25 protein-coding genes are annotated in these 26,059 nt (G+C 37.7%); 13 read left to right on the forward strand and 12 right to left on the reverse strand.

The window, feature by feature from the left end; all coding sequences use genetic code 11:
• Positions 1-124: 124 nt before the first annotated feature.
• The 8 genes from C9J31_RS07290 to C9J31_RS07325 all read left to right on the forward strand — a co-directional run bounded on the left by C9J31_RS07290 (position 125) and on the right by C9J31_RS07325 (position 9,295).
• The gene (locus C9J31_RS07290) at positions 125-1,090 is read left to right on the forward strand and encodes an ABC transporter ATP-binding protein (protein ID WP_107951056.1); all 966 of its coding nucleotides are present in this window, start codon (positions 125-127) and stop codon (positions 1,088-1,090) included.
• Positions 1,087-2,118, forward strand: coding sequence for an ABC transporter substrate-binding protein (locus tag C9J31_RS07295; protein WP_107951055.1), 1,032 nt, complete (start codon positions 1,087-1,089; stop codon positions 2,116-2,118). Before C9J31_RS07290 ends, C9J31_RS07295 begins: the two co-directional genes overlap by 4 nt.
• A gap of 209 nt (positions 2,119-2,327) precedes the next feature.
• Complete coding sequence (locus C9J31_RS07300) at positions 2,328-3,989, forward strand: ABC transporter permease (protein WP_107951054.1); 1,662 nt, start codon at positions 2,328-2,330, stop codon at positions 3,987-3,989.
• Entirely contained in the window at positions 3,982-5,094 is a 1,113-nt protein-coding gene (locus tag C9J31_RS07305; protein WP_107951053.1) for an MBL fold metallo-hydrolase, read from the forward strand. The genes C9J31_RS07300 and C9J31_RS07305 overlap by 8 nt, the downstream gene beginning before the upstream one ends.
• Positions 5,078-5,887, forward strand: a complete 810-nt coding sequence (locus C9J31_RS07310; protein ID WP_244854887.1) for a CYTH domain-containing protein — start codon at positions 5,078-5,080, stop codon at positions 5,885-5,887. The genes C9J31_RS07305 and C9J31_RS07310 overlap by 17 nt, the downstream gene beginning before the upstream one ends.
• A 623-nt stretch (positions 5,888-6,510) precedes the next feature.
• Positions 6,511-7,806: a M48 family metallopeptidase gene (locus C9J31_RS07315; protein WP_107924915.1), complete on the forward strand. Its 1,296-nt coding sequence runs from the start codon at positions 6,511-6,513 to the stop codon at positions 7,804-7,806.
• Between the two features lie 127 nt (positions 7,807-7,933).
• Complete coding sequence (locus C9J31_RS07320; protein WP_107924873.1) at positions 7,934-8,749, forward strand: YitT family protein; 816 nt, start codon at positions 7,934-7,936, stop codon at positions 8,747-8,749.
• A gap of 186 nt (positions 8,750-8,935) precedes the next feature.
• Positions 8,936-9,295 carry an MmcQ/YjbR family DNA-binding protein gene (locus C9J31_RS07325; RefSeq protein WP_107924872.1) on the forward strand — a complete coding sequence of 120 codons (360 nt, stop codon included), beginning with the start codon at positions 8,936-8,938 and terminating at the stop codon, positions 9,293-9,295.
• Between the two features lie 388 nt (positions 9,296-9,683).
• Here the strand turns inward: C9J31_RS07325 and C9J31_RS07330 are convergent, their stop codons facing one another.
• The 4 genes from C9J31_RS07330 to C9J31_RS07345 all read right to left on the reverse strand — a co-directional run bounded on the left by C9J31_RS07330 (position 9,684) and on the right by C9J31_RS07345 (position 11,829).
• A complete protein-coding gene (locus C9J31_RS07330; protein ID WP_107951052.1) occupies positions 9,684-10,040 on the reverse strand; it encodes a GIY-YIG nuclease family protein in 357 nt (118 codons plus the stop codon).
• A gap of 16 nt (positions 10,041-10,056) precedes the next feature.
• On the reverse strand, positions 10,057-10,812 hold the full coding sequence (locus tag C9J31_RS07335; protein WP_107951051.1) for a DUF2087 domain-containing protein: 756 nt from the start codon (positions 10,810-10,812) through the stop codon (positions 10,057-10,059).
• Positions 10,813-10,973: 161 nt separating this feature from the next.
• The gene (locus tag C9J31_RS07340; RefSeq protein ID WP_107951050.1) at positions 10,974-11,378 is read right to left on the reverse strand and encodes a DUF3021 domain-containing protein; all 405 of its coding nucleotides are present in this window, start codon (positions 11,376-11,378) and stop codon (positions 10,974-10,976) included.
• Position 11,379: 1 nt separating this feature from the next.
• A complete protein-coding gene (locus C9J31_RS07345) occupies positions 11,380-11,829 on the reverse strand; it encodes a LytTR family DNA-binding domain-containing protein (RefSeq protein WP_054767865.1) in 450 nt (149 codons plus the stop codon).
• Between the two features lie 247 nt (positions 11,830-12,076).
• On the opposite strand from C9J31_RS07345, the gene C9J31_RS07350 reads away from it, so the two are divergent.
• Positions 12,077-13,114: an AbrB family transcriptional regulator gene (locus C9J31_RS07350; protein ID WP_425312813.1), complete on the forward strand. Its 1,038-nt coding sequence runs from the start codon at positions 12,077-12,079 to the stop codon at positions 13,112-13,114.
• Between the two features lie 226 nt (positions 13,115-13,340).
• Here C9J31_RS07350 and C9J31_RS07355 read toward each other — a convergent pair whose 3' ends face one another.
• Positions 13,341-15,035 (reverse strand): methyl-accepting chemotaxis protein, encoded by a 1,695-nt coding sequence (locus C9J31_RS07355; protein WP_107951049.1) that lies wholly within the window; start codon positions 15,033-15,035, stop codon positions 13,341-13,343.
• A 251-nt stretch (positions 15,036-15,286) separates the two neighbouring features.
• On the opposite strand from C9J31_RS07355, the gene C9J31_RS07360 reads away from it, so the two are divergent.
• The 4 genes from C9J31_RS07360 to C9J31_RS07375 all read left to right on the forward strand — a co-directional run bounded on the left by C9J31_RS07360 (position 15,287) and on the right by C9J31_RS07375 (position 19,082).
• Positions 15,287-15,427, forward strand: a complete 141-nt coding sequence (locus tag C9J31_RS07360; protein WP_167395967.1) for an RAxF-45 family protein — start codon at positions 15,287-15,289, stop codon at positions 15,425-15,427.
• A 104-nt stretch (positions 15,428-15,531) separates the two neighbouring features.
• A complete protein-coding gene (gene abc-f, locus C9J31_RS07365; protein ID WP_107951048.1) occupies positions 15,532-17,328 on the forward strand; it encodes a ribosomal protection-like ABC-F family protein in 1,797 nt (598 codons plus the stop codon).
• The gene (locus tag C9J31_RS07370; RefSeq protein WP_107951047.1) at positions 17,321-18,109 is read left to right on the forward strand and encodes a GNAT family N-acetyltransferase; all 789 of its coding nucleotides are present in this window, start codon (positions 17,321-17,323) and stop codon (positions 18,107-18,109) included. Before abc-f ends, C9J31_RS07370 begins: the two co-directional genes overlap by 8 nt.
• 238 nt (positions 18,110-18,347) lie before the next feature.
• Positions 18,348-19,082 (forward strand): hypothetical protein, encoded by a 735-nt coding sequence (locus C9J31_RS07375; RefSeq protein ID WP_107924865.1) that lies wholly within the window; start codon positions 18,348-18,350, stop codon positions 19,080-19,082.
• Between the two features lie 90 nt (positions 19,083-19,172).
• Here C9J31_RS07375 and C9J31_RS07380 read toward each other — a convergent pair whose 3' ends face one another.
• From C9J31_RS07380 to C9J31_RS07410, 7 genes are all read right to left on the reverse strand, one after another.
• On the reverse strand, positions 19,173-19,556 hold the full coding sequence (locus tag C9J31_RS07380) for a hypothetical protein (protein ID WP_107951046.1): 384 nt from the start codon (positions 19,554-19,556) through the stop codon (positions 19,173-19,175).
• Between the two features lie 185 nt (positions 19,557-19,741).
• Positions 19,742-20,479 (reverse strand): peptidoglycan recognition protein family protein, encoded by a 738-nt coding sequence (locus C9J31_RS23950; RefSeq protein ID WP_107951073.1) that lies wholly within the window; start codon positions 20,477-20,479, stop codon positions 19,742-19,744.
• The gene (locus C9J31_RS07390; RefSeq protein WP_107951045.1) at positions 20,463-20,759 is read right to left on the reverse strand and encodes a phage holin; all 297 of its coding nucleotides are present in this window, start codon (positions 20,757-20,759) and stop codon (positions 20,463-20,465) included. Before C9J31_RS07390 ends, C9J31_RS23950 begins: the two co-directional genes overlap by 17 nt.
• 18 nt (positions 20,760-20,777) lie before the next feature.
• Positions 20,778-21,191, reverse strand: coding sequence for a hypothetical protein (locus C9J31_RS07395; protein WP_054767862.1), 414 nt, complete (start codon positions 21,189-21,191; stop codon positions 20,778-20,780).
• 85 nt (positions 21,192-21,276) lie between these two features.
• Positions 21,277-21,723, reverse strand: a complete 447-nt coding sequence (locus tag C9J31_RS07400) for a hypothetical protein (protein WP_107924862.1) — start codon at positions 21,721-21,723, stop codon at positions 21,277-21,279.
• Positions 21,724-21,749: 26 nt separating this feature from the next.
• Positions 21,750-23,651, reverse strand: coding sequence for a DNRLRE domain-containing protein (locus tag C9J31_RS07405; RefSeq protein WP_107951044.1), 1,902 nt, complete (start codon positions 23,649-23,651; stop codon positions 21,750-21,752).
• 31 nt (positions 23,652-23,682) lie between these two features.
• On the reverse strand, positions 23,683-26,028 hold the full coding sequence (locus C9J31_RS07410) for a LamG-like jellyroll fold domain-containing protein (RefSeq protein ID WP_107951043.1): 2,346 nt from the start codon (positions 26,026-26,028) through the stop codon (positions 23,683-23,685).
• Between the last annotated feature and the right edge of the window lie 31 nt (positions 26,029-26,059).

The following is a 26,059-nucleotide window of genomic DNA, read 5'->3' on the forward strand; positions in this document are numbered from 1 at the left end:
AGTAAATTAGATAAAGTATTGCATTTGCTTTAGTTTATTAGATTTTTTTTAACGACATATTAATAGTAGGTTAATATTTTCTAAATATCTGGAATTTATAGTAGAGATAGACGAGGAGGATACGATGAAAATCTCAATGACAAATATAGAGAAAAAATATGGACAGTCTCAAGCGCTGTGGCCAATTAACATGGTATTAGATAGTAAGTTCATCACAATATTAGGGCAATCAGGCTGTGGAAAGACGACATTATTAAAAATATTAGCAGGTCTTGAAAAACCAACAAATGGTGAAATTATGTTTGATGACACGATTATTTATTCTTCTAAGTTGCACAAAAATGTCAAGCCAAATAAGCGCAATATAGCTATGGTCTTTCAGGATTTCGCGCTGTGGCCACATATGACCATTTTTCAAAATATTGCATTTGGCTTAAAGGGCATTGTGCCAAAGACAGAAATTCCTGCTCGGGTAGCGTACGTCATGCGATTGGTGAACATGGAAGGTTTTGAAAAACGAAAACCCGGCGAATTATCAGGTGGACAGCAGCAGCGGGTAGCACTAGCTCGGGCATTGGCCACCAATCCCAAACTAATTTTATTTGATGAGCCATTATCCGCTTTAGATGCAGTGCTAAGAGAAAAAATGCAAGATGAAATTATGCATATTATTCATGAACTAGATTGTCAGGCCATTTTTGTAACCCATGATCAAACAGAGGCAATGACGATGTCAGATCAAATTATTGTCATGGAGTCAGGCAGAATCGCACAGATTGGCTCTCCTGAAGAAATTTATCATGCACCGGCAACACCGTATGTTGCGGATTTTATTGGCAAAGTAAATTGGCTGGATAAAGATAGCTGTATCGTGCGACCAGAAGGTGTATCGAGGCGTCCACAGCCAGGAACCATTGCCAAGCAAGCAATGATTGTGAAAAGTACTTTTGTGGGAGATCGGTATTTAGTACAGGCACAAGTAGAAGGCAAGCAATGGAGCTTTTATGAAGCAATGCCGCTCGAACATGGCAAGCAACTGGAAGTTTTTGTAGATGAAAAACAAATCTATCAATTGGAGGGTTTACAGTGAAAAAACGTTTCAAATTACTGGCAATAGCAGGGGTTCTTTTAGCTTTGACATTAGCAGGTTGCGGAAATAAGCAATCAGCGGAAAGTGTCAGTAAAGATGCGGCGAATGCAAAACCACCAGAAGTTCAAACGTTAACAGTTTATTCTGCTGGTCCGGATGGTTTGGCGGCAAATATTCAGCAAGCTTTTGAAGAAAAAACAGGCATGAAAGTAGAAATGTTTCAAGGGACGACAGGGAAAATCTTATCTCGCTTAGAGGCAGAAAAAAATAACCCTGTGGCAGACGTTGTTGTCTTAGCTTCTGTTGCATCCATAGACGGACTAAAGGGTTCAGATCAGCTACAAAGCTATAAAGACGCTGAAAATGCCACTAAAATTAACAGTGATTGGTCGGATGCAGATGGCTATTACTATGGCTATAGTGCATCGGCATTAGGAATTGCCTACAATACGAAAAATACGAAAGAAGCTCCGACAGAATGGACAGATTTAGCAAAAACGGAGTGGCAAGATAAGATTAATATCCCTGATCCAAGTTTGTCAGGTTCTGCGGTAGATTTCCTATACGGCTATGCGGAGGCAGAAAAAACAGCTTGGGATACAATCCAATCATGGAAAAAGAATGGACTGCAAGTGAATGGGGCAAATAAGGAAGCTCTTGATGCTGTGATTACAGGGGACAAAAATGCAACTATTTCAGGTGTAGATTATATGGCCTATAAAGCTAAAGCGAGTGGTGAGCCAGTTGAGATTGTTTATCCGAAGAGTGGGACAGTTGTCAGTCCCCGAGCTGTGGGCATTATGAAAGAGGCTAAGAATGTTGAAGGTGCTAAAGCTTACGTGAATTTCTTACTGTCAGATGAAGGCCAAAAACTTGTCACAGATGCTTATTTACTACCCGGCAATAAAGAAATTCCTGTGAAGGATCGTGCAACATTGGATGAAATTCCACAGTTCAATGTGGACTGGAAAGGTGCAGAAGCAAAGCAACTGGATATTTTAACTAAATTTAATGATATTTTTCGCTAAGCGACAAATGTAAAAGTTTAAAATTCTCAGTGCTTTCGAGTAGGCCTTAAAAATTTCTATAGAAAAAATATTCATTTTCAGCGGGGCATGGCGAGCCTGCACGATACAACCACATCTGTGGGATCTTGCCTGCTTGTTGTCACGCCCATCAAGCCTACTTCTGTAGGCTAAGCTCCACCCATGTTTACATAGGAAGGAATGAAGTAACAATGATAATGGAAGGCAGACGCACTTTTGGATTATTACTGACGATTGTCGCAACGTTTGCTATCGCGCCATTAATAGCTATTGTCTATTATACTTTTTTTAATGATGGGCATTTAGATGTTTCGCAGATGAATAGAATGTTTGCTAATGATAGACTGTGGCAAACACTGGGCAACTCCTTATTATTAGGTTTATTAGTTATTTTGGGCACAACGATATTAGCCTTGCCCATGGCATTGATTCGCACAAAAACCAGTTTACATAAATTTGATTGGTTAGATATTATCCTCACCATACCTTTTATGACACCACCTTATATTGGCTCGATGGGATGGATACTGTTTATGCAGAATAATGGCTTTTTACAGCAGTTAATGCCGAGTGCAACATGGATGTCCAATACCTTTTTCTCCTTATTTGGAATGGTCATGATTATGAGTCTACATTTGTTTCCTTTTTTATATTTAATGTTGAAAAATACATTACTAAGAATCAATGGGTCATTTTTAGATGCTGCACTCATTTTTGGACGTAGCTCTTGGCGCAATTGGACAAAAGTTGTTTTGCCTTTATTGGTTTCAAGTTATGTTCTAGGTATATTGCTGATTTTTATCAAAACATTAGCAGAATTTGGGACCCCTGCAACCTTTGGAAGTCGCATTGGTTTTCAAGTTTTTACGACAGAAATTCACTCTTATCTTGCAAGATGGCCGGTAGATATTAGTATGGCGACATCCCTTTCATTGTTTTTACTCTCCGTGTGTCTAGTCATCTGGTATTTCCAAAATTTCATCGGACGTAAATATACATACAGTGTGCTTTCTGGTAAAACCCCTGCTGTTCGGGAGATTAAAGATACATGGTATATCAAGCTCGGCTCCTGGTTATTTGTAGGAATGGTGTTGCTGTTTTCGATAGCTATTCCGTACTTTTCAATTATTGTCACATCGTTGCAAAAAGTACGAGGAAATGGTTTGAGTGCTGGTAATTTCAGTTTAGCATCTTATCAGGCTGTATTTACAAGTGGAAGCGCTGGTTTATCAGCATTTCTAAATAGTATAGTTTTCTCGATAATTACAGCTGTCGTAACAGCGATTATCGGATTATTTATTGCACTGTATATTAAAAAAGGCGAACGCAAAAAGCAACAAGTGTTAGATTTCTTTAGTCTCATGCCGAATATTATTCCAGGAATTGTTTTTGTCGTCGGTTTAATCATGTTCTGGAATGCACCTTGGTTGCCAGCGACTATTTATAACACGAAGGCAATGGTAGTTGTGACTTATTGTGTGCTGTTCTTACCCTATTCTGTGCAGTATACCAAATCATCTTTATCACAATTGGATCAATCGATTTTTCAATCAGCCGCTATTTTTGGCCGTAGTAGTTGGGACATGTACCGCTCTATTTTTATTCCACTATTAATGCAAGGAATCCTCGCTGGCATGATGATGACATTTATTATTTCGATGCGTGAGCTCGTAGCAGGATTGCTTATTTTGCCACCATCAGTTGAGACGGGTGCAACATTTATCTACAGCCAATTTGAGCAAGGAAACGTTGGCGTAGGGATGGCTGTTGCGGTTATTACAGTCGCTATGACAGTTATTTTCATGTTCGTATTAGATTGGCTTCAAAAACGGGGAGGACATGCAAGTGCTTAATGTGGAAATTTTAGGGGGAGTTGGTGAGTATGGTCGTAATTGTTTTTATGTCGAAACTGAAGGGCGGGCCATTCTTCTGGATTGTGGCGTGATGAATAATCATGAGAAAACGTCCCCAGATTTAACCGAAGCCCATGTGGCCAAGCTAGATGCTGTCTTTATTTCTCATTCGCATATTGACCATGTGGGTGCTCTCCCTTTACTTGAGCAGTGGGGCTACAACGGGCAGCTATTTATGAGTAAGATGACAGCGCAACAACTCAAGCAAACTTATGAAAATATAACAATATTTCAGCCAGAGTCGATGGGCAACTGGTTAACTATTAGCGATAATCTGTCCTTTCAATGGGGCTTTAGTGGCCATGTAATTGGCAGTGTGTGGTACAAAATTCGATTTTTAGAGGAGGTGATATTTTTCTCGGGAGATTATGTTGTAGATTCCTATCTATTAAAGGCTACTCTCCCGACAGAGGATGATAGGGGGTATGATTTAGCATTTATTGATAGCGGCCATATTGAGAAGCGCATCAAAAATGTAGAAGTGTTGCAGCAAATCACGAAATTTATCAATGCCAAGCAAAATTGCCCGATTATTTTTCCATCTTCTTTTTCGGGAAAAACCGCTGATATAGCGACTTACCTTTTTCAGCATACGGCAAGAGAACTAATGGTAGACAATGAATTGTTGGCCTTTTTTGAAGATTATGTCGAGGCGCCAGAAAATCTAATGTCTTCAACGTTTAACACAGTGTTAACAGCATTAAAAAGCAACCACTTGCAGGATAAGACAGAGGGGGATAACGCAATCTATTTTGTCCCAGAGCGTGACGAATCGACAATTTCGAAGCTGTTGTCCGAATTTCCGACAGCCATTGTTATTTTTACTGGGTACTGTAAGAATGGCAGCAACTTGAAACATGTAGTGCAAAATCGAGCGAAGCAATTTTTTTACAAAACACACCCTGATTATCATGACATCATAGAGCTATCCCAAAAAATAAACGCTCAAAAAATCATCTATTTTCACAGTCAGTTAACAACTAAAGAAACAACACTTTTAAAAATTATAGGAAATGAGGATGACATATATGATGAACCATGTTAAGAAAATGGCACTGCAACTAACTCTAATGGGTGTTGTATTACTTTGTATTGGCGTAATGGGTGTCACACAGGCGAAAGCAGCAATCGAACCTGGTCATGAGATTAAATATAATATTAAATCGGAGCTATTCAATGAAGCTAACATCTTAAGTACTTTCAGTGCTACTAAAAAAGATGAAGTGAAAATTTATTACTTCGATACACCAAGTAAGAACTTTCAAACTGCAGACTATAACAACCGCTTACGTGTCTATAAAGGTAGCAATAAAATCGATATTACGTATAAAAAAAGATTTCTAAATACACCGCTTGAAGAGGCACTAGCTATCACAGAGAGTCATGGTTTCACTGGCTCTGAATCCAATTATAAATTTGAGTTGGACATTAAGGGCGGTAATCGTACGTTCACAATCAGTCGAAAAGAGTCATTAAAGGCAACATCTAAAGTTTCCTACGATACAGTAGATACGAGTGCTGCAAAGAAATTAATTTTAGACAACGTTCCGAAGAAAATTTTAAATTGGGATTCGGCAGCATGGTATAACGACACATTAGCACAGGCTGTCGTTTACGGCCCTGCAACGGCGACAACGTATAAAGGGAGCTATGCTGGTTATGAAGCAGATATTGAAGTTTGGAACTATCAAGGAGAAATCATGGTAGAACTTTCAACGAAAGAAAGCGATGCTGCCAAAGCGGCTAGCATTGAACAACAATGGCAAGATCATTTACTAACGGCTGGCTATTTAAGTGCAGATCAACGTGGCAAAACGGCCTTTGTTATGGACAAGTAATACAAGGAAACCCTTCTCAATGGGCGTCTGTAAATGCGCTGAACAAAATGATTTTTTATGCATTATAAAAGCTCCCCTGACTGTAGACACTCAAAGAAATTTGAGTTTGCCTACAGTCTTTTTTTTAGCATAAATAGCAAGAAACCGTTGATTTTCGTTGCAGGCGCTCCCTTTTGGCCGGCACAGCGTTAACTAATTTTGCGGTGGGTCACCACAACTTGGATTTTCCACATGTGCTGTTCCTGCAAACGCGCCGCGCCTTTTACGCCACTCAGCTTGTATCGCCTATTGTGCTCCTAACCTGCAAAAATTCTTGAGGGATAACCATTCGATGCCGTTGGTTTTAGGTCTCAGTAAGAGACTGCTATCATTGAACATATTTTTAGCACTTAAAAATAGATTATAAACCGTGGTCTATTATTTCCAATCTGCCAGAAGCTATTTATGTAAAACTATTACTTGAGCATAATAGATGTGATGTCGTAAAGAGAAACATTGCTAGTAATAAAATTGTGGCATGGTTATGAGATGAAATAAAAACACCGAAAAATTTGTTCTAACTTTTTTGATTTAGCTTACACTTACTATAGGACGAACTTAGCATGGAGCAAGGAGGAAATGACATAGCGAAAAAAATGGGAATTGTCGCGCTATTATTATTTGGAGTGTATGTTCTTTGCATGTATTGGTATATTTTTCATGGTGGTGGTGGCACAATACCACAAGCATTAAAAGGAACAGTTGCGGACCCAGCGATGTTTATGTCTGAACGAGAACTATACTTAAGTGGTGAATATTCAAAAATACGAAATTTCCTATTTTTTGTGGCTACACCTTTTGAATGGCTTGTCTACCTAGTTATATTGCTGATGGGATTATCACGCTATTTTGAAAAGGTTTCAACGGCACAAACTAAATGGAAACTTGTGCAAAATGCCGCTTATTTGTTTTTATTATCGATTGTGCTGTATGTAGTATTATACCCAATCGAATATTATCGTTTTTATCTAAGTAAAAGCTATGGCATAAGTACACAAGGTTTTTCTTCGTGGATGCGAGACGGTGTCATTGATTTTTGGGTGAATTTTGGCATGACTTTCCTCATTGTATCTGTACTGTATTGGCTCATCAGGAAGAGTACTAAGAGATGGTGGTTGTTTGCATGGCTTTTAACCATCCCCTTTACGATTTTTGTCATGTTTATCCAACCGGTTGTCATTGATCCGTTATACAATGATTTTTATCCGCTGAAAAATAAAGAGCTAGAGACAAAAATCTTAACGCTTGCTGAACAAGCCCAAATACCGGCGGAGCATGTATATGAAGTCAATATGGCGGAAAAGACTAATGCTTTAAACGCATATGTGACGGGTGTAGGTAGCAATTCGAGAATTGTGTTATGGGATACGACCTTAAACCGACTGTCAGACAATGAAATTTTGTTCATCATGGCACATGAGATGGGCCATTATGTAGAGAAGCATATTTATTTTGGTATCGCTGGTTATCTTTTATTGACATTAATAGGACTGTGGCTGACATCGAAATGTATGAAATGGCTGATTACACGTTATGGACACATATTAAAAATTAATAAAATTAGCGACATTCATTCATTACCATTGTTTTTACTCATTACCTCTATTCTTTTGTTTGCATCGAGTCCACTCTCTAACTATATTTCAAGATATCAGGAAACAAGAGCAGATCAGTATGCTATTTCCTTAATGGGCGATCAGGCGTCCGCGGTGACCGCATTTCAAAAGTTAACAAAGTCTGGCTTAAGTGAAGTTAATCCACAGCTGCTCGTAAAATGGTTCCGCTATACTCATCCGCCTATGCTGGAACGTATTTATAAGGTAGCTGAAAAAGAGGGACAAAAAAAGGAAGCGCCGATTAAGGAAGAACAAAAGAAATAGGGATTCTAGATAAGGGCACTAGATGCCACGAAAACGATGGATGTAGGTTTTTCAGGCGAATAAGTTGGGTATTCTAAGGGAAAGATGAATCAAAATTTGTTCGTTATAGAATGGTGGGGGATTATTTATGCGCAATATTGTCATCATTACGCTGGCATCCATAATAGTAGGCTTTGCTTATAATTTTTTGTTAATTCCCCATGAAATTTTGAGTGGCGGATTAAGTGGGATAGCCATCATGCTTGGTATTGTCACACCCTTAAATACAGGGGTTTTGAACCTTTTATTAAATTTACCATTGCTAATTTTAGGTGTTATGAAATTGGGGAAGCGCTTTATAGGATATACCATTCTATCGGTAGTCGTATTGTCGGTAAGCTTATATGTTATCCCTATTTATAAAGCAACACAAGAGCCAATTCTGGCATCTTTATTTGGCGGTGTCATTGTAGGTATTGGCTCTGGCATTATTTTTCGTGCCTCAGGTTCTTCTGGAGGTTTTGATATTGTAGCAATGTTGTTAAGTCGCAAACGGGATTTTCCGCTCGGTGTGTTACTTTCTGGAATGAATGCAGTCGTTGTAGCCATCTCAGGATTTGTCTTTAGCTGGGACGCTGCTTTACTAACCCTTGTATCCATCTATGCCACAGGGAAGGTTGTAGACACAATTCATACAAGTCATATTAAATTAACGCTAATGATTATCACTAGTAAAGGTGAAGAAGTAAGGCAACAGCTTTTAGCGAAGCTTCCTCGCGGTGTAACAATTATTGATGCCAAAGGGGCTTACTCTGGAGAGGGGCGCAAAGTATTAATTACCGTCATTACGCGCTACCAGCTTGCAGAAGTAAAAAGTATGATTAAAGAAACAGATGGAAAAGCGTTTGTCAATATTCTACAAACGACCGAAGTCATCGGTATGTTCGATCGTAGCTTAAAGTGAGGGATTGTTTTGTTTTTGTTGGTAAAAAATTAATCTACTATGATTGTGTTTTGTCACGACAGGGATTCCAAACGTTCCTTACAAAGAGTCACAATTACAATTGCTTAGGCACACGTTACTGGTTATAATGTTTATAACCGAACGTGTGTTTTTTTATACTAATAATGTTGAAATGGAGCGAATCATATGGACAAGGACAAGATACATGATTATTGTTTGAAGCTTGCAGGCACAACACATGATTATAAAGAAGAGTGGGAAGCTGAGCGTTATCAAATTGGTGATAAGCTGTATGCCATGATTGGCGGAAATGCCACTGGGAAGCCAGTTCTTACCTTAAAATGTGAACCTAATCGTGCTGAGGACCTTAGAGAAACATATGAAGATATTATCCCAGGATATTACATGAATAAAACACATTGGAACTCTATTTACATGAATTCAGATATCTCGATGGATGTAGTTGAACAGCTCATTCAGCATTCCTATGATTTAGTTTTCGCAAAGTTGACAAAAAAAGTTCAACAACAAATAACAGCACAATAGAAACATTATTTTAACGCAGCATAATCGCTCTAACTCAGACCGTAGACAAAACTCAAAATTGAGTTTGGTGACAGTCTTTTTTTCTTTTAAAAGAGAAGTATCTATATTAACCCGTTGATTTCTGCTACGGCGGACGTCTTTCGCGGGCATGGCTTCAGTGTCCTCGGCGGGGCCTTCAGCACATGCTTTTCCCGCAGAAAGCTTTGCTCTGTAGCGAAAGGCGAATGCCGTCAGCTACACTCGCCACCTGTGCTCCGATTAACTAGTGTAGATTTATAAATGATTGAGATAATGTATTGTTGATAAAAATTCAAAAGGTATTCGCAATGTGATTATGGCGAATACCTTTTGTCATCAGTCTGCTAACTTTTTTGTGGAATCCCAAGTATTACTTGTTCTTGGGAGAATTATAACCTTGTACGCCAAAGGGCTGTAGTTCGTCGAGCCATTTTTGCTCAAGCTTTTCGAGTTCTTTCTTGGCATCGAAATAGCCTTCTTGTTTTTTCTTTAAATACGCGACAACCTCGATATCGAATGCCTCCATGCCGAATGTATTGTAGTCAGCCTGTAATGCTTTATTATTATGTGTATTTGTTTTTAACATAAACTTGAAACCATTTAAACGTTTTAAATTATTAAAGCTACTGACAAACACTTTACCATTTTGTTTATTGGTCATCGTGAAAACACCAGCTTCAATTTCAATTTCTTTATAGGACTCTTTCAATTCTTTTTTATGATCCACTTTAAACCCTACTTTCTTATTTTTTTACCCAATAGGCACTGCCATCATCTTTACGATTCATAAAACCATACTCGATTAAATAGCGACGTATTTGCACATAGTCCTCATAGATAGGTTGAATAATCGCAGTTAATTCTTTTTCTGTATAGTGTTTTGAGTCATCCAGAAGCTTTGTGATTGCTCGAAGTACAACAATTTTATGCTTTTCACGTTTTGGGAAGCGGACAAGCTCTTTGCCGATACCACTCGGGAAGAATTTTTCAAGTAACTGTTGTTCTTCCGTAAGTGTAATATTGTAGCGATCATCTACCATCGTTGCCGTTTTGTGAATAGGCACAAAAGTATCGACTTTTTCATCATGCTCTTTTAATAACTCCATCATTGCAAGAAATGTTTTTGCCTGACGCTCTTTTTCTTTTAATGCAAAACGATGGTGACGGATAGTTGTGGCACTGCCTATTTCCAATTCTTCTTTGATCTCTTGATCGGTTTTACCTTCATAAAATAAGCGCAAAATATGACTTTGATGATCCGTTAAGCCTGTCATTTTTTTATTTAATCCATTAAGGTAATGAAAAACAGATTGGTGTGTTGCCGTTATGTGAAGCTGCATAAATTTTTCAGCCTCATACAATACACCCTCGTGTGGATATATAATTCCTTTTTCGATTGTCTCGCCACAAAGCAAACAAGTGAAGTGTGTCCGTTCTTCTGTATAGCCTTGCTTAATATCATCAATTGAAGCTTGCCAAAATAATTGATTTACATCCATTGCGGAACCTCCTGGAAACAAACTTTTATTTATATTGTTTGTTTATTTATAAATAATTTATCAAATTGTTTGTTAAAAATCAATAATAAACACATCGTTTCTATAAACGATGTGTATTATATATGGCATATATTCAGATTTTTTGTAATAAGCCCATATTGTTATTGCTTTCTCTTTTGTAGTTCTTGATTGATTTTTTCAATATCATTTATTTGTAGCACGTATAAAATGCACCAGACGATGGAGTAAATGATTACCTCAGAGACAAACACATAGAACATGCCCGAATGTTCAAACCAACGGCCAAAATAGCCTGCTATGAAAACGCAAAGTGTTACAGCAAGAAAGTGCAGTGCAAGCTGAATAGTAAATAATAAACGCTCTAATTCAAAAATTAGGGAGAGTAGGCCAATGACCATGCCGAGTATGGCGGCGATTATAATTTGCTCTAGTAATTCTGGTCCTGTTACCACAGCATTATTAGACACGATACTAATCGTCACGAGGACGTAGGAAGAGCTAAGTGAAAAGAGTAGTCCGATAATCATCATGCTTAAAATTCTCATGTTATGAATCCCTCCCGATACCTAACTGGCGCTTTAATTCTTTTATATACTTACGGCTAACATGAATGGATACATCATTATCGAGAAGTAATTCTGTGGTCCCAATTGTGCCCATCTGAATCGAAGCAATTTTGTTCATATTGACGAGTGTCGATTTACTAACACGGGCAAAGTCTTTTGCTAACTGTGTTTCTAGTTCATATAGTTTGCGCTTGGTTTCGAATTCCTGCTCTTCCGTCTGTAAAAATACTTTCGCACCCTCTGCATAAATTGAATAAATATCGGTGATTTTTACTAGATGGATTTCCTGCTGCAAATAGCCGTCAAGCATTGTTGTTTGAGCTGCTTGCAATTGTTTCATTAGTTTTTCAATTTGCTCGTTGTACTCCTTTGCGTGAATATGAATCTCGGTTTCTTCTAGCGCATTATTAATCGTTAAATGAATTTTCATTGGTGGCCCCCTTACAATCAATTACATCTAAACGTAACTGTTCCTGCACTCTTGCGGATGGCGTCCATCAACCGAATCAGGATAATATAAATGTAGCATAGAAATTTTTGGATAGGGTAGATTCTTTGATAAGAGGTTGCAATTAATTCATAACAGGTTCTTTTATACGCATATAGGGACTAGAAAGGTAGTGGAGTGGTAAATTGACTTCGTTCACTGCATAATAGAGCTATTCATTCGTAAGGGGGTGCTTGGTCTGTATGAATTTTTGAAGCCAATATTGATTACGTTATGTATTGGGTATATTGGAGCGCTGTTATTTCAATTTTTACATATTCCGATGCCTTGGTTACTTGGGGCCATTACTGCAGTGCTTTGTGTCCAACTGTTTACAAACGTTCAATTGAAATGGCATAAATATTTTCGCAATTTTGGTTTAGTCGTTGCAGGCTATTCCATTGGCTTTGCTTTTACGCCGGAAGCGGTTCAGGATATTAAACAATTTTTAGGCAGTATGATTGTGCTGAATGTAATCTTTATCGTGTTGTTTCTTGCCATAAGTTTTTTAGTAGCAAGACGTACAGATTTAGATTTCTCGACGGCCTTGGCATGCTGCGTACCTGGGGGAATGGCACAAGTCGTGGCTTTCGCTGAGGAGCAAGGGGATATGGATATTGCCGTTATTACATTTTATCAGGTTTTGCGTGTGCTACTGATTGTTGGCTTTGTGCCCTTAATGGTGGCAGGCTCCGGTGGGAATGTCATGCCTGTAGATGGCGGCTGGACATGGGAACTAGCAGGCTTGCTTGCTATTTGTGGACTAGCAGGCTTGCTTGCACAAAGGGGGAGAATCCCGACAGGCTATATGCTTGGGCCAGTATTTTTATTAATGGGCTTGAATTTAGTTGGGCTAGATGTCCCAAAAATGCCATTGTTTCTTCTTCATATGGCACAGCTATGTATTGGTATTTATATTGGGCTTTTATTGAAAAAAGAGGATTTACATTTATCGAAGAAGCATGTGTTTTATGCATTTGTATCAGCAGGAATTTTTATCGGTACTGCCTATGGTTTAACTTTTATCTTGAAGAGATTATACGAGCTTGATTTTCAAACAGGTTTTTTAAGTATCGTACCGGGTGGACTTGACCAAATGGGGATTATTGCCGCTTCGGTTCATGCGAATGTCACCATTGTCACTGCATTTCAGTTATTCAGGTTACTGATTGTCTCCATTTTCCTTGTTCCTTTCGTGAAGGTGTTCGTGAAAAAAGTGAGAACCTAAAAAGGGCTGGATGCCTACTTTAGAGATATAGCCTAACAAGGATGTGGACTACGTAAAAAAGATTGCTCATTATCAAATGTCTTGATAATGAACAATCTTTTGCTGAATTAGTATTTTACATGAATCCCAGTGAATCGTTGTTAGAACGACATGTCGCACTGATAGAATTGCATTTATCGCTGAAACAACCATGACTTGCGCTGATAAGATACCGCGTTCACGGAAGTTAGTATTTAAACTGATGGATTAAATCTTGCAGTGTTTCTGCGTTTTTTGTGAGCTGGGTTGCCGCGTTGTTTATGTCTTCCATGGAATAGAGGTTGGCTTCCGCAATCTGTGTGACTTCTTTTGACTGCTCACGTGCATCGACTGCGATTTCAGCCATAATCTGTGTCGAGGCATTCGCTTGTTCGATGCGTGCATATAATTCCTCGGCGATACTAGATACCTCTTGGATTTTATTTGTAACAAGTGAAACTTTTGTCGTAATGTCTTCAAAGGCTACGCTTGTTGTATGAACAACCTTCACAGTTGAAGTGGCTTCCTTTTCACTTTGTTGCATATGTTCGCTTGCTTCTTTGGATAGTTGCTGCATGGTATGGATAGTATCAGTAATTTGAGCAGCAGATGTTTTAGATTGTTCAGCTAATTTTCGAACTTCTTCTGCGACGATGGCAAAGCCCTTGCCATGTTCTCCAGCACGCGCCGCTTCTATTGAGGCGTTTAGAGCAAGTAGGTTCGTTTGGTCAGCTATGGCATGAATGACCTCTACAATTTCGCCTATTTTATTGGCATGTGTGTCAAGTGCCGCAATAGAATTGGCACTCTCTTGGACCGCTGTTGTCATGACATGCATTTGCATCTGCATTGCCTGAGCAGATTCTTCACCATGCTTCGCAGTGTCAAAGGCATCCGATGCATAGGTTGAGACTTCACTATTTGTTTCTGTTACAAGTTGAATACCACCTGCAATGTCCTGCATGGCTTCGACATTTTCGTTAGCACTGTGTTTTTGTGTGCTTGCACCACTCGCTAATTCCGCCATGTTGGATGTTAATTGTTTAGTTGTACTTGTCGTAGAACCGGCTGTAGCAGATAACTCAGCGGATGAAGCGGAAACTTGATTGGCTGTATCATCGACATGTCGCATCATATTTCGCAGTGTTTCCAGCATGGCATTGAATGAATGGGCAAGATCACCGATTTCGTCTTTCGCATTAACGACTAATTGTTGCGTCAAATCACCTTTGCCAGCAGAAATTGTTTCAAGTTGGTCGTTTAAACGTTTTAAAGGCTTAACGATACCACGCACAAATAATATGCCGGCAATGACAGCAATAACAGCAGCTATAAAGGCGATGACCCCCATTTTTAACAGCATTTTTTGGGCCACGGCATCTATTTCAGAAGTAGGGACACCTGCAAATATCATACCAATTATTTCACCATTTGCATTTTTTATCGGTTCATATTGTGTTAAATAGGGTTTGCCGACCACTTCTGCTGTTCCACTGTATACGTCTCCTTGTGTTAACACGGCATCCGCAACTTTTGAATCGGCAGTTGTACCTACAGCGCGTTGACCATCTACCATAATGTTTGTATTTATACGTGTATCTTTAGCGAAAATAGTAATCGCTGCTTGCGATAACTCTCCTAATTTATCAACTAAAGCTGTCTCGTTGGCAATTTTTGCTTCCCCCTTGTAAAGCTCCCCATCTTTTAATTGCCATTCACCAGGTAGTGTTTGATCTAAATTATATACGCTTAAATCAAAAATTTCGCCAAGACGAGCCTTGTATTCCGTTTCTAATGTGGTTTTCATTTCGCTTGTATTAACGAGCCCTACTGCAATAAGGACAAATAAGGTGATCCCCACTAATAACAAGCTCATTTTGTTTTGCATACTCAATTTTTTCATAGAAGTCCCTCCAAGTTCTTCCTTACACAAAAAGACAGTAAGTTAACACTAAAGTAACTTACTACCAAATAATCATAATATTATCTAATTATTACAATCAATAAGGAAAACATTGCTATTCCACATTAGTATATAACTACTAGAGATGTTTGTATATTTCAAAAATAAAAGTTATTGCATTTTTTTCTGTTTCCAATTTCTATGGAGTGTGGTAATATAAAACCAATTATGATGAACGGAGGTGAAAAGGAATGAATCAAAACGCTACGAGAACAGGTGTAAATGCAGATAAAGCGATGTATTTTGCACGTGTACTTACTTTCGATTTTGCAAACAACGGGATAGGTCTGTCCATTTTTAAGCAAAATCAAATACAAAACGTAGCGGATTAACCATTCTTTTTCACAAATAACGAGGGAAAAGACTGCTTGTTAATGGAGCAGTCTTTTTTTGTTGTCTTAAGATGTTTTCCGCACGTTTCATGGAGGAAAAAACGATGCAAATTAAAGCTGAACATATACAAAAAGTTATGGGTGGTAATGTCTTATTTGAAGGACTTCAACTGGAAGTCAATACAGGAGAACATGTGGCGATTGTTGGTGTAAATGGCTGTGGAAAAACGACGTTATTACAGTTGTTAGCAGGTGCCGATACACCAGATGCAGGACGTATTATTAAAAGTAAGGATGCGACAATTGGGTATTTACATCAAATCCCAAGCTATCCTTTACTTACAGCAAAAGAGGTACTTGAGGAGGCATTTGCCAATATCTATGCTGTAAAAGCAAAAATGACAAAGCTGGAGTTGGAGATGCAAACTGAGGTTACTGACAAAGTATTGCAGCAATATGGTCATATACAGGAACTCTATATGCAACAGGGGGGCTACGAGGTAGACGCACAATTAGCAATGATTGCAAATGGGCTCGGTATTACAGCATTGCTCTCACAGCCCTTTGCAAACTTAAGCGGTGGCGAAAAAACAAAAGTCATGTTAGGGCAAATCCTTTTAAGTAATCCCTCCATTCTATTATTAGACGAACCGACCAATCATTTGGATATGCAGGCCATTGAATGGCTAGAAAGTTATGTGCAAAACTTTACTGGAATGATTATCGCAGTATCGCATGATCGCCGGTTTATGAATCAAATAGCGCAAAAAATTATAGAAATTGAAGATGGCGAGGCATTTACGTATCAGGGGAATTATGACGCTTTTGTGGCACAAAAAGAGGCGAAAATTGAACAGCAATTTGCCGAGTTTGAAGAACAACAAAAGAAAATTAAAAAAATGCAGGAAACCATTAAACGTTTAAAACAGTGGGCAAATGAAGCGAATCCACCTAATGCCTCCTTACATCGTCGTGCCAAAAGCATGGAAAAGGCACTGGCACGTATAGAACGTGTAAAAAAGCCAATGACCAAAAAGAAAATGAACTTGGCCTTAACGATGGCTGAACGTAGTGGTAAGGAAGTTGTACAGATACAAGACGTTAGTCATGCATTTGAAAAGCCATTATTGAAGGATAGTAATTTGTCTGTTTATTTTGGGGAACGAGTGGCGATTGTCGGGGACAATGGCAGTGGCAAAACAACACTGCTCAAAATGATATTAGGTGAGATTGTGCCAAATAAGGGCAATTGTAAGGTAGGAAGTAGTGTGAAAATTGGTTACTTATCGCAACAATTTGAGCATGACAATCCAGCAATTCGACTAATTGATGCCTTTCGTGAGCGTGTGTCTGTTTCGGAAGCCGATGCCCGTCATCTACTTGCACAGTTCTTATTTTATGGCTATGACGTATTTAAGAAAGTAAAGGATTTAAGTGGCGGTGAAAAAATGCGACTGCGTTTAGCTCAGTTAATGCATGAGGATATCAATTTACTTGTGCTGGATGAACCAACCAACCATTTAGACATTGAAGCTCGGGAAGTGTTGGAGGATACCCTTGAATCTTTCGAAGGTACAATTGTTGGTGTATCCCATGACCGATATTTCTTACAAAAAATCTTTACAAAAATGGCATGGATTGAATACGAGCATATCCAGGTATATGAGGGTGATTATGAATGGGCGCGTACGAAGCGCCTGTCCGTAGTGAACGTACCGATAAACGAAAAAGCACAAGCGAAAATCCATAATAAAAAAGAACTATCTATTGAAGAGCAAATCGAGAAGCTAGAATTGAAATTAAAAGAACCGAAACTTGCCAAAGAACAACGCCTTAAATTAGAGCAACAGCTAGAGGTTTTATATGACCAATGGTTAGAAGGAGATATTGAGCATGCGTAATCTGGAAAAAATTATACAGTTGGATATTGATTATATAAAAAGTTTTAGTGACATGGAGAAGTATGCAGCAGGAATATTGTTTTATAATCAGGAAATGCCAACATACTATGACGCCAATCATGCGCATATATGGCAGAAGATTGAGCAGGTAGATTGTTTTTTAATGGACATAAAGAAATTTTATGTTTCAAAAGGACTTATACCAAGAATGTATTTATACAATGTAGAGGAAAATCAACAATGCATAGAGAAATTACATGTGCATGGCTTTCAATATGAGACCTTTACAGATGACATACAATGCTGGAATGGCGAGTTTGTGCAGCTTCCGATAAATCCAGCGATTGATATTGAGCGTGTAACAGATAGTAATGTACAAGAAGCATTGGCTGTAGAAATGAGTATATCCACATTCGGTGAGCCCGCTTTAATAAAAGAAGCTTTCTATAAAACGTATCAATCACCGCACTTTACGTATTATTTATTAAGAGTTAACGGGGTAGCTTGTTGCACTGCCAATATTTTTGTAGCAGGAAATCAAGGTAGAGTGGAGAGTGTCGCGACTATTGAAAGCTTCCGTGGACGTGGATTGATTGGCTATTTGTTGCGGCATATTCAACAACAATCGATGAAAGCAGGAATAGAGAATCTTTGGATTATGCCAATTAGTGCGCCTGTTGCAAGGGTCTATGCCAAGTTGAATTTCAAGTCAGTTGGTTCAGTGACATCTATTCATGCGTTTACAGAAGGAAAGAGCATTAAAGAACTACGTCAGGGTTAATAAACAGGCTGTCCAATCGTGATGACAAGCACAGTTTGTGAGGTAGTCTATACATGAGTAAATCTTAACGTGGAAAGACGTGGAAGAAAATAATATTGCGCAATTTTTTGGATTTGGCGCATGATAGACTACCTCCGAAAAAAGATTTTACAACTTTGAAAGTTTTTTACTTGAAAAAAAGCCGTATTCGATTTATTGTCTTTAGAGATACTTGTTAATTGGACTTGGAGGATATGGAATGCACGGAATTTATATACGCTACAATGTCTCAGAAGAAACCCCTAAAGCACAATGGCCCAAAAAATTGGATGCATTTGCCTATGTTCAACGAGGGAAACCACAACAAGAAAATGACAACACGCTTTCGTTGGAAGAGTTAAGAAGTCATGCAATCCGCTATATTAAAAGCTTAAAAGAAAATGCGAGTGTCCATTTGGTAGAACAACGCAATGGTGAAATTGAGCATTTCGATCGTCGCTATATGGAATCGTTAAAGTTAAAGGAAAATATCGATGCGCAACTCATTAATCTCGAGGAAATTCGCTTACTTTTGCAACTAATGAATGTCCTGAATTTGTCGCATGGTTTTGGAGAAAATGCTGGGAAACTACTCCGCCAAATTACCCCATATGCAAAAGAGGTGGAGCATCCAACATTCCAAACAACACGAGTAGAACGTCATTTTTATACGGAATTGATTGAACATATTGAAACAGTGTATACACGCATCATGCGCCAACACAATCCGTCTACAAATGAAATGCAGCAGTCGGAAAAGCTCTGGACAACAGTTTGTGAGCAGACAATTGAAAAGGTTGAGTCACGCATAGAACGTTTGTCTTCGATAAAATTAAAGCATGAGAAAAATTTGTTAGAGTTTAGTCAATTAAAGCAGCAAAATGTCGAAGCGAAGGAACGCTTAGATCATGCTGTTAATGAGCTGGATGTCATACTAGGTGCATTAGAATCGTAATCATCTAACGATTGACGGAGACTCCGAATAAAAATAAAAGCATGTTGCCGATTGAGCTCAAAAGTGTAGCTCTGCTCGGCAACATGCTTTTTATTGTGGTTTTGCTTTCTTTTCTGTTTCTTCATTTTTTGACTGGCGATAGACCCGTAATAAATCAAACGCCAGTAACAATACAATAATATAAAAAATGGGGCTGTTCAAAGATAGTCCGAATTGTGACTTCCCACCAAGTAATGATAAGATAATCCAAAGTCCGACTGTGTAGAGGGTTACACCCACATATGCCTTTTTAGATAGCCTCTTATATGTATCCTTTGTTGTCGATATTTGAATAATGACGAGGACGATTAATATAACAAGGATAACCTTCTTCGATAAAACCTCTGCTAAAGTAGTGGTAGGAAAAAAATCATTGACGAATAGTAGCGTGAAAAATACAAGAATACAAAAATTTAAAATGCTTGAAAGCTTCATGTAATGTCTCCTTTGATGCCAAATGTTCCTTTCTATTGTAACATGGTTCTTTGTGTTAAGAATATAAAGCCACATTTAAAATGATGAAAATTTATTTGTTTGTGATTCCTCAAATAGAAGGAGAAGCAAAAAAATTCCCTCTCCACCATTCGCTATAACGAACAGTGAGAGGGAAAAGTATGTTTCTATTTTTTATTGATTTGTCGATACAGGACAGTTGCAAATTGCTCGCGAGTAAGTGGCTTTTGTGGATCTAACCCATTCAGTAGGCCTTGTTTTTTAGCCCATTGCCAGCCCGCTTCATGGGAATCACTAACAGGTCGTTCCACCAATCCTAACGATTTTTTAATGAAATCTAATTGTTGTTTTATAGCATGGTTCTCCGCTTTTAATTCTTCAAATTGTGACACTGTAAAACCTCCCTTATTGTCCGTCAGTAGATTCAGTTCCTTCTGTACTCTATGTAAGAAGGAAGACCATCTTCCTTCATCAAGAATACGATGGGGGCAGTATTTTCCATTCCAATCCTGATGCTTTCTCACTCGATCCATTGTCCAGCCACGTTCATGCAATAGCTGTGCTGTAAGTTGAACCGCTAATTCTTCAGCCCTTGCATAGCGTTCACCACCTGATTTCGAGTAACAAATCTCAATACCGATGGATTTCATGTTGCCGTTGCTTTTTCCATCTCCACAATGCCATCCAGTACGATGTAAAGGTAATCCTTGGATAACTTCTTGATCATCCACAGCAAAATGGTAGGACACCTGATTGTGATTACTAATCATATAACGAATTTCGTTTGAAGCTGCCGCATCATTGGCTGTATTATGTATAGTTATAAATTGTGCATCCATGTGATAAGGACATTTGATACCGTATTTTGAGGGCGATACTAAATTCTGTTTAATGTTTATAGTCAATAAAATCATCTCGTTTCGGTTTCACATAAGCCATGGCTCTTTTTGAATCACTAACATTGGCCGTGGTCGGGTCTAAAATTGCGTTATATGTACTGACTGCCATTAAAGCTAATATGTAAGGGTTAGCAAGCGCATTGACAATTAAGGTCCAGACACTTTCCCAGGTAGTCAAATCAGCGCCAGTGATGCCGTAGTAGGCAAATAGGGGGGTAATAATCGATAATCCTAGGGTCACCCAGAATTGTGGGTTACAAATGCGAACTTTCCAGTTAATTTTCATATGTATCCATTCCTTTCTTTATAAACCTAGCCATTTTAGTAGGAGTGCCCCTACAATTGTTGTCGGAATGAAAATCCACCAATGTAAATATTGTTTGATCGTGTCACTAATAGAGAGGCTATCTTTAGCGGATTCCAGTTTTAAATCCTCTTCAATACTGTCCACTCGTTTTCCAATGCCCTTTACATCATCTTGTAGTTCAACTTGCGACATGTTTAATTTGGTGAGGTTAATATTTATGTTATTGAAGGTTTTATCCATTCTATTTAATTGAATTTGTTGGTGTTTATTCATTTCTTGTTGTTGTTCTGACACGACTGTTAAGCGATACAATAATTCATGATTACCTTCCAGTTTTGAAATACGGCTATCCTGATTCTTGATTTCCACTTCAACACTAGCTAATCGTTCACCTAGCTTGTCATTTTGCAATTTAATCACCGACTTTATATAAATAATAAAAGGATAGGGAGGACGATAAGATCCACACCTATCCTGAATTGACTGCTCATTTCATCTAGTTTTCAAGTAATGTAATATCCTCAAAAATTTCACAGAATCTATCAAATAGAGTTGCTTTCTTACCTGTGAATTCTAAATCACAATTTAAGACAATCTCCTGTAAAATATGTAACATGTCAATTTTTTCTGCCGTTTCTTCAATAATAAAATCTTCATGTAGTAACGTCAAAATTTGTTGTTGCACTTCTTTTTCTGCTTCTTCAGTGAAAATAGGAAGCTCAATCTCTTTTTCATCTACAATTTCTGTATTATATAAAATTTCTCCATTTTCATCTTTTTCCGCATATTCATCAACCAATTGTTGTCTTTCTTGATTTACTTGATTCAATTGCTGTTCTAACAATTTGATAAAGCGAGTTCTCATTCGTGATTCTTTCCCTTTTAAAATGAGGTTAAAAAGAAAAGCTTGTAATTCACCGATTTCGTAATTTTTTATAATCATCTCTATTTCTCCTTTTGTTCACTAATTTACATAATAAACGCATAGCCAGTAACGCCGCCATTCACCACAATGACTGTGTCAGTGTTATGAACCATTAGGACACGGGGTTCGATCGTCGTGACAATATCAGAATCATCCCAAGTCGGAATAGTAATTTCAACAAGGATCTTTGGCTTCGATACAGATAAATCAGTGTTGATTTGACTGACTGCTTTACTAGTAATCTCAGTATTAATTTGACTTACTTTACGTGCGATAATTTCAGTGTTTATTTCACTTACGTAGGCTACAAAAATTTCAGCATCCGAATCAGCATCTTCATATACTCTAGCAGTAACTAAAGCTTCAACAGTAGGCTTAGATACAACAAGTTCGATTAGTATATCACTCTTAATATTCGGTTCAATTTCGACCCAAATATCGTTGCGATATTTTACTTCAATTTCAATGTAAATTTTTGGTTTAGAAACAGCTATTTCAGTATATAAGTTATTATTTTTAATAACTCGTGGAGTAATTTCCGTTGGGATAGTTTCCTTGCTCACTATAATCTCAGTGTCAACAACACTTGCATAAATAGTGTTAATATCAATTTCAGTGTCAATAACGCTATTCCCATAAGTAGGAATAGTAATTTCAACATGTGTGCAAGGTTTAGAAACGACTAATTCGGTGTCAATTTCGTCCTCTTTTCTTCTTGAAGCTGATATTTCAATAGGAATAGTAGGTTTGTTTACAATTATTTCAATCAAAATGCGACTATTTCTAGGATTTCTAACACTAATCTCTGTTGTAATATCGTGATCTTTCGGAATAGCTACTATTAGCTTGGTAGGCACATAAGGCTTATTTGCTGTGATTTCAACACATATATCTTCATCTAAAGGCACTTCTGATCGGTGCACGTAAAGATATGTTTGTTGATCAGAAGATTCAAATGTTGAATCAACAGTTATTTCAGTATTTTTACCTGAATTTAGCCGCTTATATACGAAGATTTCAGTAATATGCTGACTTCTACCAAAACTAAATATCCTGGAGTCATAGTATTCTACTACTAACGCTGGAGGGAGTTTGGATTCCCTGGTTTTAAATGTAACTTGTCCATCCGTTATTTCATTAGACACACGAATGATAAAGCCGTTATTTATTTGAGTAAGTGCTACCCAATTTTTTACAATATCGAATACATTAAATTCAACATAACCTGCTTGTTTGTTGACAGTAAATTGATTGGTAATTAGCTTAATCGGAGTGGGTCTATTTAAGTGCGTAATACCATATTCAGACCATGAATTATTAGCATTTAAAACCTCTAGAGTAATATTTTGAGGGATACTGTTACTGTAGTACAATCTTAAATTTGCATCCGTAAGTACATAAGATGGATTAATGGAAGATAAGTCAAATTGTACAAATGAACGCCAAATATCCTCGTGACTACGACCAACTACCATAGAAGAATAGCCACCGTAGTTAATTGTTTGATAGTCTATTTTTTCACGCGTGAAAGCGTCTTGAGTAGGGTTGAAAATGTCTGTAATAATGGGCGGTTGTTGAATTTCATAGAGCGTTGACATTCGATTATGAGGAGGTATTTCTATTTCAGCTTCTAGGTTGTTGTATCCAATCGGTTGAATTTCAGTTAGAATTTCTGAATTACCACGATACATAATGTTTATGTAAATCTCTTTTGAAGTCTCATCATAGGCCCGAGGGATAATATATGTATTAATATCAGCGTTTTCAGCAGGTCTCGCAATAATTTCTGTAAATACGTCATTGTTTCCAACAGCGATTAAAGAATATTTGGCTTTAAAGCTGTTGTGAGGGGGTGAATCAGTGTGGAAGGATGCTATTACTATTTCACCCGTATTCTGTTGTAGCAGGGGATCCGTAACTCCTTCATTAAAATTATTTTCCTCCATAATTTCACTTCCTTATCACATTGTATTGTGATTAGGCTTTGTCTGCTCTTACGATAATGTCAAAAGAACCGTTAGCGTCAGGCGTTGCGCCTAATTCAGATTTTAGTCGAATGAAGAATGACATTTCTTCGTTGTTTTGTAGTACACTACCTAATCTTAAATCAGGTTGTGGGTCAAAAGGAGATGAACTTGTACTAAACTCACAAGTCATACCTGTAGGGAAATTAGATGTATTAGCATACAAGTGAATGTTCTTAACGTCATAGCCATATTGGTTTTTAAGAATAACCTCATGCTCAATTGTAGTTTGACCTGCAATGATAACACCGAAGTCAAGATACTGTAGAACTTCACCAATCTCACTAGAGAAGTATTGACCATACACATCCTTGAACATAAGACCTGAATATGAGCCAATAAAGCTTGCTTGCCAATAATCAGTAGTACCAAAGAAGTCTTGAAACTCTATTTTAAGTGTGTTCCAATCATCAATTCTAATATCTTTACTACCGATTACTAACTCAATGTTCTGAGGTGACTCACCTAGTTTAGTAAAGCTTCCATCAGTAGGGTAGTAGTAACCATTGTTGAGTAATACACGATATTGAACACGAGTTAAATCATCATCACTTAAAATACCTTTAAGAATATTAGCGTCAAATGAAATGTCGATTTTAGCAGTAGTGTTTAAGATGTATAAGCTTGTGTCTGAAATAGTTGTAGTGTCACGAGGAAGATAATCTTCATATGAAACACTCTCCACAACAGAAACAATTGTGTCACGAGGGTTGTCTTTCAAGAACACACCAATGTTCAAGTATTTTTCTTTCCATGTACGCCACTGAGCATCGGTGATGTTATTTAGGTCTGTATGTTTCATACCATTAGCTGATATTGCTTGCTCCGTAGAAGCATCAGAGACAACAAACTTTTCTAGTTTTTTATCCCATACATACCATTTATCAGGTGTTTCTCCTGCGATAAAGTAGCGAGCTTCATCACGATATGATTGAGATATGTCATTGACGATAACATCATCTAAAGCACCATAGACACGTTTAGGGTTGACTAGTTTAATAAACTGAGGTTTTGGTATAGCAGTCATTTCAAGCACTCTCTGAGCAGTCTCAGGGGCTTCATCTGTCCATGTGACAACTTCAAAATCACCTTCTAGTTCATCTATAGGCGACCAATTAGCTTCAAGAATTAAATCAGCTTCATTTACATCTTCATCATCTGTGTAATAAAGAACCTCAACACTGTCGCCAAATTCATCATAAATATCAAATGGCTCAGTAGTTGTGGACACGACAATATCGTCTGTTGTTTCTGTGTACACTAGAACCTCAGGAAGTTCACCAATGTAATCATAGACTGAATAAGGTTCAACACCTGTTTCAAATGACACTTGCGAAGTATCTGAATCAGTGTAGTAAATTACTTGAGCTGTATCACCTAAGAGGTCTTGCGCCTTGAAAGTCTCTTTGTTCAATACTACAGAAGCAAATTGCTTGTCTTCAAAATCAGACCACATAATCATTGATTTGTTCCCTGATAGCTCATTCCATTGTGCTTCTGTAATATGGTCTAGATTATTCATTCCATATTTAATGAAGTTTTCTTCTGTAGCTGTAGTTGTTTGCCAAGAAGTGCCATTGTGGTATTTGTGTTGTGAGTTGTGTTGTACTAGGTATTTATCAGGAATAGGGGAGATTACGCTGTCATAAATTTCGATTTGGTCTAGTTGACCATTGAAAAATGAATAGTTTCCTGCTCCTGCCCACTTCCCAAGTGTTAAATTATTGACATAAGAAGTCTCTAGGTTTTTGGCTTGACTTAGAGCGATAGGGTTAGTCATATCATCTATAAATAGTTTTACAGAATTAGGGTTTAATGTCCCATCCCATGTAAACAAAATATCATGCCACATATTATCAGCTAAGTTTAAAGTTGTTCTAGGAACTTGAACTATAAAAGAATGGGTTACATTTGTCCAAGATGTTGAATCTCCATTAGCAGAAGCAATTCCAAAATTGTCGCCAAATAGTTCGATAATAAAGCCTTTTTGATTAGGTTCTCCTAATGTATTTATTATGTTTTGCGACACTCCATTTGCAGGATAGCCACCTGTTATTTTTAGTTTTAGCCTTATACTCTTAGCTCCAATAGGAATAACCTTACTATTATATTGGACATATTGGTTAGTACCATTAAAATCCATAGCATACCCTTTACCATCCCAACCTGTTACACGAGTAGGGGTGTTGTATATAGTTCCTGTATATCCACCAATAGAATCTATAGTATTTCCACTAGTTTCATCAAAACCAATAAAGGCTTTACCATATTTATTTAAATTATCTTTGCTATTAGCCATTGTATTGACCTCCAATATTTTTCCATATTAA

It is taken from the genome of Lysinibacillus parviboronicapiens (assembly GCF_003049605.2).
In the GTDB taxonomy this organism is placed as follows: Bacteria; Bacillota; Bacilli; order Bacillales_A; family Planococcaceae; genus Lysinibacillus; species Lysinibacillus parviboronicapiens.

Bases quoted from the DNA above. Each gene is read 5' to 3' on its own strand.
- C9J31_RS07400 (WP_107924862.1), bottom strand. From the start codon at position 21,723: ATGATTATAAAAAATTACGAAATCGGTGAATTACAAGCTTTTCTTTTT.
- C9J31_RS07405 (WP_107951044.1), bottom strand. From the start codon at position 23,651: ATGGAGGAAAATAATTTTAATGAAGGAGTTACGGATCCCCTGCTACAA.
- C9J31_RS07355 (WP_107951049.1), bottom strand. From the start codon at position 15,035: ATGAAAAAATTGAGTATGCAAAACAAAATGAGCTTGTTATTAGTGGGG.
- C9J31_RS07300 (WP_107951054.1), top strand. From the start codon at position 2,328: ATGATAATGGAAGGCAGACGCACTTTTGGATTATTACTGACGATTGTC.
- C9J31_RS07310 (WP_244854887.1), top strand. From the start codon at position 5,078: ATGATGAACCATGTTAAGAAAATGGCACTGCAACTAACTCTAATGGGT.
- C9J31_RS07380 (WP_107951046.1), bottom strand. From the start codon at position 19,556: ATGAAGCTTTCAAGCATTTTAAATTTTTGTATTCTTGTATTTTTCACG.
- C9J31_RS07410 (WP_107951043.1), bottom strand. From the start codon at position 26,028: ATGGCTAATAGCAAAGATAATTTAAATAAATATGGTAAAGCCTTTATT.
- C9J31_RS07290 (WP_107951056.1), top strand. From the start codon at position 125: ATGAAAATCTCAATGACAAATATAGAGAAAAAATATGGACAGTCTCAA.
- abc-f (WP_107951048.1), top strand. From the start codon at position 15,532: ATGCAAATTAAAGCTGAACATATACAAAAAGTTATGGGTGGTAATGTC.
- C9J31_RS07335 (WP_107951051.1), bottom strand. From the start codon at position 10,812: ATGGATGTAAATCAATTATTTTGGCAAGCTTCAATTGATGATATTAAG.
- C9J31_RS07345 (WP_054767865.1), bottom strand. From the start codon at position 11,829: ATGAAAATTCATTTAACGATTAATAATGCGCTAGAAGAAACCGAGATT.
- C9J31_RS07390 (WP_107951045.1), bottom strand. From the start codon at position 20,759: ATGAAAATTAACTGGAAAGTTCGCATTTGTAACCCACAATTCTGGGTG.
- C9J31_RS07360 (WP_167395967.1), top strand. From the start codon at position 15,287: ATGAATCAAAACGCTACGAGAACAGGTGTAAATGCAGATAAAGCGATG.
- C9J31_RS07340 (WP_107951050.1), bottom strand. From the start codon at position 11,378: ATGAGAATTTTAAGCATGATGATTATCGGACTACTCTTTTCACTTAGC.
- C9J31_RS07370 (WP_107951047.1), top strand. From the start codon at position 17,321: ATGCGTAATCTGGAAAAAATTATACAGTTGGATATTGATTATATAAAA.
- C9J31_RS07325 (WP_107924872.1), top strand. From the start codon at position 8,936: ATGGACAAGGACAAGATACATGATTATTGTTTGAAGCTTGCAGGCACA.
- C9J31_RS07375 (WP_107924865.1), top strand. From the start codon at position 18,348: ATGCACGGAATTTATATACGCTACAATGTCTCAGAAGAAACCCCTAAA.
- C9J31_RS07320 (WP_107924873.1), top strand. From the start codon at position 7,934: ATGCGCAATATTGTCATCATTACGCTGGCATCCATAATAGTAGGCTTT.